Origin of the sequence: Chania multitudinisentens RB-25 (assembly GCF_000520015.2) — a bacterium.
In the GTDB taxonomy this organism is placed as follows: Bacteria; Pseudomonadota; Gammaproteobacteria; order Enterobacterales; family Enterobacteriaceae; genus Chania; species Chania multitudinisentens.
The window spans coordinates 1,284,596-1,298,549 of record NZ_CP007044.2; the positions used below are offsets into that span (position 1 = coordinate 1,284,596).

Here is a 13,954-nt window from a genome sequence, read left to right on the forward strand (position 1 = left end):
TATGTTTTTTATTTATTAGATATCGTTTCATTATGGTTAATGTTCAGATCTATTTGCTGGCCAAAATGGACGCTAATTGATACTGATGGCGATATTGAGCGTCGAAGAGGTTTGAGAAATTTTAATTACCCTATTAGTTTAAAAATATTTCCATGCATGGAAATAAGTGTAATACCAACAGCGATAGTGTCAGCCTTTTGCCATTCTGTTAGCTCTACATCCATCTAAAATGCCTACCATTGGTTCTAAATAGGATAGTTTTCCAAGCAGACCCCACCTACAGCATCTGGTGGCCTACTGGCGTAGGTAGATTTGCGGCAGGGTACTTTCTGGATGGCAAGACACGCCCAGATCGGCCTGATACCAACGGGTCAGCGTCTCGGCATTGAGCACCGCTTGCGGGGGGCCGCAGGCGACAAGTTCGCCCTGCGCCAGCAGCAGAATACGATCGGCGTACAGCGCCGCCAGATTCAAATCGTGCAACACACAACAGACGGCCAGCGGCTCTTGATGGGTGAGCTGGCGTAGCAGGCGCAGCGTGTGCTGTTGGTGATACAAATCTAATGCGGATGTGGGTTCGTCAAGGAACAACCAGCGCGGCGTCGGTTCAGGTTGCCACAGCTGCGCCAGCACCCGGGCCAGTTGTACCCGTTGTTGCTCACCGCCGGACAGGGCGCGGTAGTCACGTTGTGCCAGTGCCAGGCAGCCCGTTTGCGCCATCACTTCTTGCAGTACCTGCCGATCTTGCGCAGTACCGTAAGGCGCACGGCCCATCTGGATCACCTCACTGACGCTAAACGGGAAAGCCAGATCGCTGTATTGACGCATCACGGCACGTGTGCGGGCTAGTGCTTGTGGTTGCCAACTCTTCAGGTTTTGCCCTAACAGCCGACATTCGCCGCCCGAAGGTGCAAGATAACCGGCCAGTAAGCGCAGCAGGGTGGATTTCCCGGCCCCGTTCGGGCCAATGATCGCCACCATTTCACCGCTGGCGATGTGCAGCGAAACATCGTTAATCAGGGTTTGATGTTGTACATGATAGTGAAGGTTCCGGGCTTCCAGCAATGCGGGCGATGTCGCCTTCATATCAATCACTGCGTTGCTCCCGCTGACGTAAAATCAGCCACAGAAAGTAAGGGCCACCCAACAGGCTGGTTATCAGCCCAACGGGCATTTCAGCCGGTGCAACCAGCGTGCGGGCCAAGGTATCGGCGGTGAGCAGTAGGCAGGCCCCTCCTAATGCCGCGCCAGGCAGCAACCAACGGTGATCGGCCCCGAGGCGCATGCGGATAAGGTGGGGCACCACTAGCCCGATAAAACCGATCACACCGCTGACGGCTACGGCAGCGCCAATCAGAACGGCGCTGAGTAACAGCAAGCGTAGTTTGGCTTGCTGTACATTCACCCCCAGGTAATGCGCTTCTTCATCCCCTAACTGCAATAAATTCAGTTGGCGTGCCTGTAACAACCCGAGTATGCAAGCGGGTAGAATCAGAGAGGCGGCAACGAGCAGCGTTGACCATTGTGCCTGCCCCAAACTCCCCATGCTCCATAACGAAAACTGGCGTAGTTGCTGGTCATCGCTGACATAGCTCAGTAAGCCAACTGCGGCGCCGCACAAGGCATTAATCGCAATACCCGCCAGCAGCAGGCGAGCCAAATTGCCATGGCCCCAGCGGCTAAGGGTAAAAATGATCGTGGAAATCGCCAGGCTACCGAGAAAAGCACCGGCCATGTGGCTGTAGAGCGCCAGTAGAGGGGGAAGGCTGAAAGGCATGACGATAATCAGCCCGACGCAAAGGGCGGCACCGCTGCTGATGCCCAGTAGGCTGGGATCGGCAAGTGGGTTGCGGAACAACCCTTGCATAATGGCGCCGGAAACGGCTAATGCACAACCTACCACCACGGCCAGCAGTACGCGTGGCAGGCGGATATTCAGCCAGATATGCCACATGGCATCGTCTAATGAGGCGTGCCACAGCGTGCGAAACGAAAGCGTTAATGCCCCCATATTGGCCGAGCCGAGTGCCAGAATAATCAATAACATTAACAAGATACTCAGCATCAGGCGCGGATGGATACGGCCATTCATTGCGCTTGTTCCATACTTTTACGCAATACTGCCAGCACTTGTGGTGTTTCCAGGCTAAAACCCAGTAACGCCATATCATCCACGATGAGCAAGCGCTTATGTTTACCCGCAGGCGTCAGTGCTATTCCGGGTAATTGCCAGATGGCTTCCTGGCCACCCAGTGCTTTCACGCCGTCGTGGGTGAGCAATAATAAATCCGGTGCGCTGGCGATCACCCCTTCCTGTGACAGCGGGCGATAGCGGCTGAAGCCCTGCATTGCATTGTTACCACCGGCCGCGCGGATCATGGCATCTGCCGCGGTATTCTGGCCCGCCGCCATGGGCGTTAACCCACCGTGGCTCATCACAAACATCACTTTAACGGGCAGTGGCGTGTTACCCACGGTGGCTAAACGCTGCTGGTAGTCTTGCACCAGTTTTTGCCCTTGTTCCTGCCGATGAAGTGCCGTGGCAATGGCGTCAATTTTTGCCGCTACGCTTGCCGGTGTGGTTTGGCCCGGTATCGTCACGACATTAACGCCGCTGTTGGCGACCTGTGTCAGCACCAGCGAGGGTTGCGCCAGTTCGCTGACCAGCAGCAGGGTGGGTTTCATCGCCAGAATACCTTCGGCGTTCAGCATGCGCATATAGCCCACATCAGGCAGTTTTTGCACTGCCTGAGGCAGTTGACTGGTGCTATCACGGGCCACAATCTCGCTACCGGCACCAAGTGCATAGGCGATTTCTGTTACATCGCCACCGATGGTGACGATACGTTCTGCCGCCGGTGCGTTGAGCGGCAGCAAGCTGGCGCTCAGCGACAGAATGATAGGGAGTGATAGCAACCAGTGTCTCATGCGGCGATATCCTTTTGAATTAAGCGGGCAATCTGCTCACGCCATTGGTGTTGTTCAGGCTGCCCTTCGGTACGTTGACCATAGAGTTGGGCAAGCTGAGTACCGTCGGCAGCAAACAGTTCCAGGCTGGTGACAAAACCGTCTTTGGTGGGCTTACGGGTGACCCAGCTTTCCGCGATGGCGGTTTCAATCAAGTGCAGCGTAAAGCGTGGGTTGAAAACATTGATCCACTCTTGATGTGGCATCACTTTCTCAATCAAACCGGTGAAAATTTGCACGCAACCGCGGTTGCCGACGAAGATCATGATTTCGTTCTTATCTTGCAGGGCGGCGTTGAGTAACTGTGTCAGAGAGGCATTATCAACCTGGTAAGCCAGATCGTTCTCCACGGCGCGAAACGCTTGTTGACGGGTCAGATTATTGCGAGTCAGCAGTTGGAAGAACTGATGCACATCCGTCATGGCACGCCATTGTGCATCAATGCTGGCATGATCAACGGTTGGAGAGGGGGTTTCTGAGGCGTTCAACGACTCTAGCTCTAATGCCGGGTTTTCGGCGCTGATGAACTGTGCCAGCAAAGCCTCCCAGGCAGCCAGGTCGGTGTGTTCAGTGGTATAGACTTTGTGCAGCGCATCGCCTTGATGATCGAAGAATTGGATGCTGTGGCGCACGCCGTGGCGAGTCTCTTCCGAGAGCGTAAAGGCGCTGGCCCACTGATTGAAGAACAAACGTAAATCTAATTCGCGTGGATTGAGGATCAAACCGGCATGGCCGTTCAGATGTTGATTCTCATAACGGCCAAGATGTTCATGCACGGCATAGGTATTGCGGGTGATGGCTTTGACTTCCCCCACGTTTTCCAAGGCGGCCAGCAGCGTGCGGGCGTCTGCCTGCAAGCGTTTTGCATCGTGTCCTACGCGGCTGTGAGTCAGTTCACCTTCTGAAATACCCATCAGCGCCGCTAAATCGCGTGCATATTTGCCGGGGTTATCTGCTTTGGCCTGTACATACTGCTGATAGAGAGATGTGCTCATAAATACTTCCTATAGGTTTTATATGCAGGTGACAATGTCAAACGATAATCCGGCGCCCTGCGGGACAGGGCTACCGGATGATTTCTTTTAGTTAATTACCACTGATAACTGACAAATAGCTTCGCGTTGCGGCCATCCTGTGGGATGCCCTGCGGTGCGTAATACTCTTTATCGAATGCGTTACCCAGAACGACTGAAGTGGTGACCCCTTTCAGTTGGGCCTCACCTTTATAGCTGACATAGAAATCATTGAGGCCATAACCGGCTTGCGGTGTGCCAGAGCTGGAAACCCGTGAGGAGCGATCGGCAAAGGTGGCAATCCAACCCACCGCGAAGCCGCTGTTGGCAACCGGAATGTCTAGCGTGCTGATGACGGTGTCCGGGCTAACGGTATCGAGCCATTCGCGAGTATCCTGATTTTTTCCACGAGTGCGGTTGTAAGCCAGGCCCCAGTTAAACAGCGATGTCTGGTAGCTCATGGTGGCATCCCAGCCCCAGATTTTTGCCCGGTCGATATTCTTCGAATAGGTTGAACAGTTGATGCAGTACATACCGCCAGGGCCGAACCCGAAGTCCATGGTGACGCCGGTAGTAATATAGTCTTTGGCGTTGGTATCAAAGTAACTGGCTTTGAATTGCAGCTCGTCTTCTGCCATCAACAAATCGCTGAAGCGCAGGCCAAAACCGTATTCCTGGGTTTCATTGGTTTCCGGTTTCAGATTGGGATTCGGTATCCAGTAGTTGGTCAGGGTCTTGCCGGCGATATTCATCGAAAAGTGTTTCGAATCGTTGTACATCTCGCCCATGGTTGGGGCGCGGAAGGCCTGCGCATAGGAGCCAAACAGCATCAGCCAGTCGGCTGGTGTGATGCTGAGTGCGCCGCGTGATGACCATTTATCAGCATTGACGTCCTGATAACCCTCGCTGCTGCCGCTGTAGTTGTCGTAGCGGGTGCCGGCTAAAATGGAAACCGGCAGGTCGCGTAGCGTGATTTCATCTTGCAGCCAGCCCGAACTGAAACGGATATCCGCCTGTGGGAAGCTTTCTGTGGCACCGCCTGGTGTTTGTTCTTGCTTATAGGTTTCCGTTCCGTAAGTCAGCTGGTGTGACGCTGCGCTGCTGGTAAACAGACGGGTTCGGTTTTCCAGTTTCCCGCCTTGCGTTGTCTGTTTACGCCCTTCTTCTGCTGAGCCTTGTGGCTGCGCATTGATCTCCACTTCGGAGTAATAGATTTGAGCCGTTGCATTCAGCCATTCCTGTTCGAGTGGCTTAAGGTGGTAACTGAGTTGGGCATCGTGTTGGATGGTAGAACGATCCGTCATGACGTTGGTGCTGGAGGCATCGTTGGTTTGTGGATTTTTAGGTTCCAGCGCGCTGTTGTTGTAGTAACGCAAATTGGCGCTCAATGATTGAGTAGAATCAATGCGCCAGGTGCCTTTTGCCAGAACGTTACCGATGGTTTCATCATTGGGGGCATTAAAACCATCGCTCTGGCGGATACTACCGATATCACGGGCACCGAAAGAGAGGATACCGTCTACATCGTCGGTGCGGCCATAAGCGCTGGCACCCAGACCGAAGCTGTGATTGCCGGTGGCGGCAGAGCTGTAAACCCGGTAGCCCGTGTCGTTGCCCGGCAGCAGCAGATCGGCGGCGTTAACGGTTTCATAAGCAATGACCCCGCCTAATGCGCCACTGCCGTACAGCAGGGCTGACGGCCCACGGACCACTTCGATACGTTTCACCAGCGCCGGATCGAGGAAGGTAGCATTTAGATGGCCGGTATCGGTGCCTTGGCGGATACCATCTACCAAGGTCAGCACACCTTGTTTGTCGTACCCACGCAGGATCACATTCTGGCCGTTGGTACGCCCGCTGCCGGTCACCGTTAGACCTGGTACTCTGCGTAACATATCTGCCGACGAAGTGGCGGTCATGCTGGTAGGTGAATTGTTCTCAACCACGGTCACCATCATCGGGGCTTCAAAGCTACTGCGTTCATTGCCCGTTGCGGTGACAACCATGATGTCTGCGGTAGGTTTTTTACTGCTTTCTGGCGTAATGTCATCAGCCGCATTGGCGGCAAAAGGCAGAGTACAAACGATGGCCAAACTGAGTGGGGACCATTGGAAATGGTCGGAAGTAAAACGAGGCATCTCGGCAACTCTCCATATTTTCTATGTTTAAACATATCGATAGGTTGCTGGCTGCCTTGATTCGAAAATCTGGGTGGCTTGCAGGTATGATTTTTAGTGATTTATTTTATAAACCATTACTTTGTCAGCATCAGCTTTCCTGCTTTAGTCTGACGTAGCTGGTAACGCTCACCCTGATGGATGATAAACGCAACACCGTGCGTTCCCAGCAGTTGTTCACTGGCGATAGACAAGGGCTTGGCTGCTGTCATAGCGATAACAGCAGGTTCATTACTCAACGCTAGCTTTTTATTTAATGGATTATCCATGCTCAATACTCAAATGATAACATTTATCAGCATAATAAGCATTATCATTTACCTGATAATGGTACATCAAGCTCTATTTTTTATTAATTCATTTTTTACGCGTTAGCCCCGGCTCAACGAGTGCGTAAATCTGATAATAGGTGGCAGGATCTTCGATCATTTGGCTCAGATGCATCGCGACGTCTGCACGAGTTACCATGCCATGAGCTTCTGTCTGCAATCTAATGGCATGGCCGGTAGCGGGGCTATCCAGCAGGCCTCCAGGCCGGACGAGGGTATAGATCAAGCCGCTGGTCTGTAACCAGCTCTCAGCCAGCGATTTTTCGCGCACGGCCTGGCCAAAAGCGGCGCGGGCGGCAGAAGAAAGGGTTGGCCAACTCTCACCGCAACCAATTGACGTCACCAATAACATGCGTTTCAGGCCCAATTGCTCTGCGGTATCAATAATGAGACGGTTGCCTTGATAATCGGCACTGCGGCTGCCCAGTGTTGAAATGATGGCGGCTTCTGGCCCGGCTAACCGGCAGGCTTCAAGCACACTGGCTGGATCGCAGGCATCACCACATACCACGCTAAAGCCCTGGCTGCGTAAAGCTTCCGCTTGTTGAGGATTGCGGATCAATAAAGTCACGGAACGGGGAGACGAGAGCGGATCGGCAGGCTGATTTGCCAGCGCCAGCAGATGAGCGCCCACGCCGTGGCCACCACCAAAAATTAACCAAGGTTTCATGGGGTAGCCTCGGCTGCTTCAGCCAAAAGTTGTTGGGATAGCTGATGGAAGGCGGCAAGGCCATCGGCGCGTAGCTGGCGATGTTCATCACGGCCAACAAAGACTTTCAGCATGATGTCACCTTGCTGATTAAAGAACTGCACGGATGCGGTTGCCATGCCCATAAACGGGCGTTCCAGTAACGCAATGGCCTGGCAGTTTTGCGCTCTGATATGGCCGCTCAGGCCCTGTTTATTACGCAGATTAAAATAGCCGTGACGATGGAAGCCGCTCGGCAGTGGGCCTTGGTGTTCCAGAATAATATCGGCAGTATGCACCAGTACCGTGACATCCCCCCACTCGGTCATGCTGTCCCAGACTCTGTCAAATTGCTCTGCATCTGTTAGCACCCGCTTGGGGAGTGCACGTACCACATCAAGTGGGCTGACCTGATAATCCTGTGCGATTTGTTCTAGCGTGCCATCCGGTTGAGTGGCAAGAAATTCGATTAAGGGTAATGCATTCATGGGTGGTTTTCCGCTGTGATAAGTGGGGGAATAAGGTGTTGCAGTGCCTGCATCATATTGCTGGCCCAAAAACGCCCGCTGTCGGTCAGTTGCAGGCAGAAACTTTTATCTTTCAGTAAATTACTTTGATGCCATTGGGTTACCAACGGTATTAATGGCTGCGGGTCGGTAATTAATTCGCTCAAATCCAAGCGCCCAACTTCAATGCCGCTTTGTAATTTAGCTCGCCACGGGTGTTCACCACTGGCTTGCGTCATCATCATCAGCGGCTTTTTCCCGCTGTCGATTAATCGATAATAGTTTTCCAGACTGCGATGCTGCATGTAGGCATGCCCTTGCAGAGAACCGCCAGCACCGCTGCCTAGAGCAAGGCAATCGGCTCCTTGCTTGATCAGCAGGTTATACAGATTGCGCTCGCGGGTTGTGCGTGCCCAGTGGCTATTGCTGAGTTGATGCCAGCCAGCCTGGGCTAGCGCGTTGGCACCGTGGCAGTAAAAGTCACACTGTTGTGCCAGCGTAGGTAATTCCACCCGGTTATTTTCCACCGACTTGGCGAGCGGTGTGGTCGGCAGCAGATTCAGAGCGTACAGATCGACACCATCCAGCGGGAGCTGGCGCACGATGGCTAAATCTTCTTGCCAGGTTGCGGGAGTTTGATGGGGTAGGCCGAACATCAGATCGCAGACCACTGCCGCACGATCGCGGTTGGCTAAACGGGTCAGAAAACGAATTGCCTGATCGCGATCGGCTTTGCGGCCCATACGCTGGCGGATACGGGTATTAAACGTCTGTACGCCGACCGAAAAGCGGTTTGCTCCGGCATCCAGGCAGGCATCAATCCGCTCATCGTCAAAATTAAAGATCCTCCCTTCAACGGTAATTTCGCAGTCAGGGGCCAGGGGTAAACTTTTACGCAGCTGGGTGATAATTCTATTTAATTGTGCTGCGGAGAGCGCGCTGGGTGTGCCGCCACCAAAGTAAATCGCATGAATAGGCCCCCCTTGCAGTAGGGGGCTTCCCGCTTCCATCTCCAGTTCCCGCAACAGATAATCGGTATAGCGTGCAGTACTTTCAGGTTGCAGGGGGTTTTGATAGAAACCACAAAAAGTACAGTGAGTGGCGCAGAAAGGAATATGTATATAAAGCAATCGTTTATTGCGGGGCGATGGCTTTTGTAACAGTGCCTGCCAGCTATCATGAAGTGCTTCTGGGGGCAGTGGCCGGCTGTCACGCCATGGCATTGTCGCCCAGCGTTTGGGAAAAGGCAGGGGGCCGGGTCGTGCATGGTACGGTATCAAATCAAGTTTCATGACAGGCTCATCCAATTGAAGATGAGAAATTAAATGATAATTATAATCATTCGATCAATAGGTAAATGGCGTTATTTTGACGAACATCAATTGATTAAGGTGAAAAGGTATATTGGTAAGGCAAACTTCACTGATGAACGGCGTGGAACCGCTTAAAGGCTGGCAGGCCAGCGTAACAACAAGAGGGCGCCGCAGATGCGCCCTTTTGATTATGCAGAAGTTGCCACATCCTGCGGGAACTGGCGTGCCCAGGACTCAAAACCGCCATCAATGCTATAGACTACATCAAACCCTTGATGCAAAAGGTATTGTGCGGCACTGCGGCTGCTGTTGCCGTGGTAACACATCACCATCACCGGGCGATCAAAGTCATTTTGCTGCATAAAAACCGGCAGGGTTGCGTTGGTAAGATGAAAAGCGCCCGGCGTATGCCCGGCTGCAAAACTTTGCGGATCGCGGATATCGACCAGCGTCGCACTGCCTTCTTTCCAATAGGTGTAGGCCTGCTCAACGTTGATCGCTTCAAACTGTTCCATGACTTTATATTGCCTTGTAATGAGGGGATGCATCACAAGTGTAACCAAATTCGTGCGATTTAAGACCAGAGAAAAAATAGGGGCATCCCCACCAACGGTAGGCTGAGGTTCTACTTTACCGCTGTGATAGGAAGAGTGAAGCTTGTGGCGCCGGCCAAGAGACGGCGCCACACATGAGATTACCAGCGATAGCTCAGGCCCAATGAAGCACCGTAATCCTGATAACTATTGGTTCCCATCGTTGCCCCACCTTCCATCCAAAGCTGGAATTTACTGCTGGTGGGCGTTTGGATCCCCAATTTTGCTTCAAACAGATTATTCAGCGAATCGGCTTCTACTCGCGCTTGATTAAACTGGAGTGTGTTGTTGCCGCTGTTGTGCCACCAGTTGGTCGCCAGGTAGGCGGTGATATTGTCATCCTGGTTGCTATACCAACGAATACCGACCCGTGAGGTGAAATCAGGCGCATCGCTGTCTGTGGCATCACGATAATCATCCGTGCGGAAATGATTATAGATAAGCTGAACCTGGGGCTCGATAATCAATTCCCAGTCAGGGACCGGCAGAAAAGCATAGCCCGACTCCAAGGAAAGGCTGACGTTCTGGCTATTGTAATCTTCCCGATCAACGCGGTTGTTAAACCAGGAATACTGTACCCATGAATCGACATAGGTACCGGCATGATTTTGGCTATCCTGATACCAGGTGCTGTACATCCCGACAGAGTATCCGTTGACGCGGCCGTCAGACGAGAGATTCATGTTATTGACGGTTGATTGGATATCGGCACGGCCATACCCACTCATAAGACCCAGCGTCCACTCTTCCCCGCCATTCTGCAATGAGTAAATATCCCCACCTAATTGCAACACCTGACGATCCATCTCTATCGGCAAGTTGTCATCGGCGGCGCTCAGATTTTTGGTGCGGTAGCCAGAAGCACGCAGCCAGAATTGATCGCTGCCTGGGGAGACTTTGCGCTGGTGCATGGTGTGCAGAAATAATGAACGCGCGGCTATCTGATTACCCAGATAGGCTCCCACATCTGCACGATGGCTATAATCGGTTGCCAGCGCTGAATCTGCCAAGGCAGAAGGTGAGGATTCGTAGGCGAACGCCGGGGAAATGGCCCAATACAGGCTGGCCGTAATTAGAACTGTCCTTGTAACGGTCATTACTCCAACTCCTTTGATGCAACATTTTGGCAATATGATTGAGAAGAAAGAATGATGTCATTGGGTGTCCTAAAAAACAAGAACATACCGTAAAGGAACGGGAGTTTCTTACGTGATTTCAACCCTTCTCGCAAATTTGAATCAGCTAGGCGCCATACCCCATCATTTGCAGCAACTGCTGTGCTTGCTGCACGGCCTCCTGCCGGTGGGCAACCCCCAGTTTCTGATACAGATTACGGATATGGGTTTTGATGGTGGTGGCCGCCACGTCCAGCTCACTGGCGATCTGATCGTTGCTGTAACCGGAGTAAATCAGGCCGAGCACCTGCCATTCCCGCTGCGTCAACGGGCTGGTGCGGATCAGCTCCGGCACCTGTGGATGCGTCAGTATTTTATCAACAAAGTTTTCGTCAAAATGGGCAAATTTGTGGCGATGGTGCTGGTTGAGGTCACGCAGGATGCGTTGCGCCCGGTGCTGTTCCAGTTCTGGCAGCGTATTGAGTTGGATCAACTGGCGCAGTTGCTGTGCCATGGTTTCCCCTTCAATGACAAAATGGCTGATAAACCCGGTGCGATTTGCCAGCGCCAGGGCTTCTATCAGCACCCGCAGGGCATCGCTTTTGCGATCCATCTGCCAGTAAAGCTGATTGCTGAGTAACAGGTTGCGGTTGAGATCGCTCACCAACCGCAGGCGGCGGGCGTCTTCGTTTAATTCATCCAGCACTACTTCGGCTTCTGCATACTGACCCAGCATAATCTGTACGCGGGCGATATTGCGCCACTGGCCCTGCATAAAATGATTGTTCGCCATACCCGGTTTTTCAGCATGGCGCAGCCAGTTAGCGGCGGCGGCGTTATCCCCGATCATCTGCCAGTATACTACCCGGGGTTTATCGGCATTGGTCAGCCAGTCGCAGTGATATTGCGAACCATGCAGCAGGGCTTCGCAACGTTGCAGGTGAACATTGGCATTATCCAGATCGCCCCGTGCCAGTGAACACTTTGCCAACATGGCAAGGCATTGCAACTGCTGTTGTGGCTGATAGTTAGCCAGAACCTTTAGCCCTTCACGCGCCGCGTTTTCGGCTTCATCCAGCCTTGACCAGGACCAGAGCACCTGTGAACGGATACGCAACAGAAACTCATGCATCGGCAGCTGTTCCAGATGTTGCTCGCGCACCAGTTCGAAGGCTTTATCCTGCGTTTCATAAGCGGCCTGCAAGAAACCTTGGGCGATCAGAATTTCACTTTGCTGCAATAGCGCCCACAGGGCGTAATGATAGGCCTGATGGCGGCGTGCCATCTGTTCAGTTTGCTGCATCATGGGGAGCGCACGGGCCAATTCCCCTTTGCAGTGATGCACTTCACCGATGACCGAGGTGGCAACGATACGGCTGTAATAGCTGGAAAGCGGCAGGAATTTCAGCGCTTCGGTGGCTAACCGTTCGGCCTCTTCCGGTTTACCGGCGTTGATCGCTACCTGTGCCCGCAACGCGTCGAATTCGGCATGCAAGGTCCGATCGACCACGATTTGCTGCTCACGCATAGCGTGTTCGGCCCGTTCTAACTGGGTGTTAACTTCGCCATAGCGGTGCTGGCTTTGGGCCAGCCAAGCCTGAAGCAACGCCAGTTTCGGGTTTTGGATCAGCCGTTCGTAGGGGAGTGCATTCAGGCACTCTTCCAGCAGGGCCAACTCACTGTGGTGAAACAATGACCAGGCGTGTTGCAGCAGGATATCGCGCAACATGCTGACGTCATTGGCGGCCAGTGCGTGGTGAATGGCTTCTGTCGGGTAACCGAGCGCCAACCAACCTTCGGCGGCGGCATGGTGCAGGTTTGGCAGCTCCAGCGCCAGTTCCCATTGGCAGCGCTGGCGCAGGAATGAGGCGAATAATGGATGGAAGCAGAACCACTCGCTGGTATCATCCATGCGATGAATAAATAGCCCCTGACGTTCAAGTTCCTCAAGACGCTGCTGGCCGTTATCTTCCCCGGTCAGGCGCACGATCAGGGCATCATTCATTGAACGTAGCACCGAGCAGCGTAATAAAAATGTCCGCGCATCGGCATCAACGCGATTCAGCACTTCATCCACCAGGTAATCAGAGAGGTGGCTGGCGTTCAGCCCAGCCAAACGTTTAGCGGATTGCTGAGCGGAAGAGGTGGACTGGCGGGCAGAAAGCGCGATCAGCTGCAACGCGGTGGCCCAGCCTTCGACTTCGTCACACAGGCGGCTGCTGTCATGTTGTTCGAGTGGGGATGTTAAGCGGCAATCAAAAAACTGTTTGGCTTCCTGATGGGTAAATGCCAACTGCTGTGTGCCCAGCTCCAACAACTGATCGCGCACCCGCAGGTTGGCGATGCCGAGAGCAGGCAGCGTGCGGGACAGCAGGAGTAGCGTCAGGTTTTCTGGCTGATGGCGCAGGAAAAAGCGCATGGCTTCGTGAATGACATCGTTGGTGATCAGATGATAGTCATCAATCACCAGGTACAGAGGGTGGTGCCAGTCAGAAAGCTCAATAAACAATTGGGCAAACAGCGCCGACAGATTGGCGTACTGGTGTTTTTGGCTTAACGCCTCGCTTTTCACGCAGTGACCGCTGGTGGCCTGTTGCAGAGCTGCGATCAGATAGCTGGCGAAGCGTTCCGGCTGGTTGTCACTTTCATCCAGTGAATACCATCCCAAATCAGACTTGCCAGCCGCCCATTGGGCGACCAGCGTCGTCTTTCCATATCCTGCCGGGCAATTGACCAATGTCAGGCGATAGTTTGCTGCGCTAGCGAGCTTCACCAACAGACGGTCGCGTACCACGGTATTTTGCAGCCGTACCGGACGGCTCAGTTTTGATGGGATCAGCATAATATTCCAGATGTAAAGAGCGGCTCCCGATGCCGAAAGATTTCATCTCATCGAAGTCCCTTTTCAGGTGTGGAAGAAGGCTAATTATTTTGTAGCTCGTAATTAATCCCTCTCCTTAACTTCGGACATCGCCATAGGTATTGCAACAAGCTTAAGCTTTGGCTTGGAGTTAAATTGCTGTCGATCACACTTTTGAGGTTTGCTCCGCACCATTGCCAAACGGTCTTTTATTACCGCGTTTAATAACACTGATTAACTGTAGCCTGTGCACCAGTTTAAGGAGTACAAAACTTCATCGGCTACGATAACTATGTTAACGTTACGGCGCGGCATCCGCGGCGCTCAGCGGTAGTTATCATGAGTGATGTTGCTCCACGCCAGGGTGTCAAAAAGTGTCTGAGTTCACAATTC

12 protein-coding genes are annotated in these 13,954 nt (G+C 53.0%); all 12 read right to left on the reverse strand.

The genetic code is table 11. The features are described 5' to 3' along the window. Window positions 1–294: 294 nt before the first annotated feature. The 12 genes from Z042_RS05525 to malT all read right to left on the reverse strand — a co-directional run bounded on the left by Z042_RS05525 (window position 295) and on the right by malT (window position 13,543). Window positions 295–1,095: a heme ABC transporter ATP-binding protein gene (locus Z042_RS05525; protein WP_024914372.1), complete on the reverse strand. Its 801-nt coding sequence runs from the start codon at window positions 1,093–1,095 to the stop codon at window positions 295–297. Continuing rightward, window positions 1,088–2,092: a FecCD family ABC transporter permease gene (locus Z042_RS05530; RefSeq protein ID WP_024914373.1), complete on the reverse strand. Its 1,005-nt coding sequence runs from the start codon at window positions 2,090–2,092 to the stop codon at window positions 1,088–1,090. The genes Z042_RS05525 and Z042_RS05530 overlap by 8 nt, the downstream gene beginning before the upstream one ends. Continuing rightward, the gene (locus tag Z042_RS05535; RefSeq protein WP_024914374.1) at window positions 2,089–2,928 is read right to left on the reverse strand and encodes a heme/hemin ABC transporter substrate-binding protein; all 840 of its coding nucleotides are present in this window, start codon (window positions 2,926–2,928) and stop codon (window positions 2,089–2,091) included. The genes Z042_RS05530 and Z042_RS05535 overlap by 4 nt, the downstream gene beginning before the upstream one ends. Further along, window positions 2,925–3,962 (reverse strand): hemin-degrading factor, encoded by a 1,038-nt coding sequence (locus Z042_RS05540; protein ID WP_024914375.1) that lies wholly within the window; start codon window positions 3,960–3,962, stop codon window positions 2,925–2,927. The genes Z042_RS05535 and Z042_RS05540 overlap by 4 nt, the downstream gene beginning before the upstream one ends. Before the next feature lie 95 nt (window positions 3,963–4,057). Continuing rightward, complete coding sequence (locus tag Z042_RS05545) at window positions 4,058–6,118, reverse strand: TonB-dependent hemoglobin/transferrin/lactoferrin family receptor (RefSeq protein WP_024914376.1); 2,061 nt, start codon at window positions 6,116–6,118, stop codon at window positions 4,058–4,060. 116 nt (window positions 6,119–6,234) lie between these two features. Then, on the reverse strand, window positions 6,235–6,426 hold the full coding sequence (gene hemP, locus Z042_RS25870; RefSeq protein ID WP_045784779.1) for a hemin uptake protein HemP: 192 nt from the start codon (window positions 6,424–6,426) through the stop codon (window positions 6,235–6,237). Window positions 6,427–6,514: 88 nt separating this feature from the next. After that, entirely contained in the window at window positions 6,515–7,156 is a 642-nt protein-coding gene (locus tag Z042_RS05555) for an NAD(P)H-binding protein (RefSeq protein ID WP_024914378.1), read from the reverse strand. Next, on the reverse strand, window positions 7,153–7,662 hold the full coding sequence (gene hutX / locus Z042_RS05560) for a heme utilization cystosolic carrier protein HutX (protein ID WP_024914379.1): 510 nt from the start codon (window positions 7,660–7,662) through the stop codon (window positions 7,153–7,155). The genes Z042_RS05555 and hutX overlap by 4 nt, the downstream gene beginning before the upstream one ends. Then, window positions 7,659–8,972: a heme anaerobic degradation radical SAM methyltransferase ChuW/HutW gene (gene hutW / locus Z042_RS05565; RefSeq protein ID WP_024914380.1), complete on the reverse strand. Its 1,314-nt coding sequence runs from the start codon at window positions 8,970–8,972 to the stop codon at window positions 7,659–7,661. The genes hutX and hutW overlap by 4 nt, the downstream gene beginning before the upstream one ends. Before the next feature lie 209 nt (window positions 8,973–9,181). Continuing rightward, entirely contained in the window at window positions 9,182–9,508 is a 327-nt protein-coding gene (gene glpE / locus Z042_RS05570; protein ID WP_024914381.1) for a thiosulfate sulfurtransferase GlpE, read from the reverse strand. 179 nt (window positions 9,509–9,687) lie between these two features. Next, complete coding sequence (locus Z042_RS05575) at window positions 9,688–10,683, reverse strand: autotransporter family protein (RefSeq protein WP_024914382.1); 996 nt, start codon at window positions 10,681–10,683, stop codon at window positions 9,688–9,690. A gap of 145 nt (window positions 10,684–10,828) precedes the next feature. Continuing rightward, a complete protein-coding gene (gene malT, locus Z042_RS05580; protein WP_024914383.1) occupies window positions 10,829–13,543 on the reverse strand; it encodes an HTH-type transcriptional regulator MalT in 2,715 nt (904 codons plus the stop codon). Window positions 13,544–13,954: the final 411 nt, after the last annotated feature.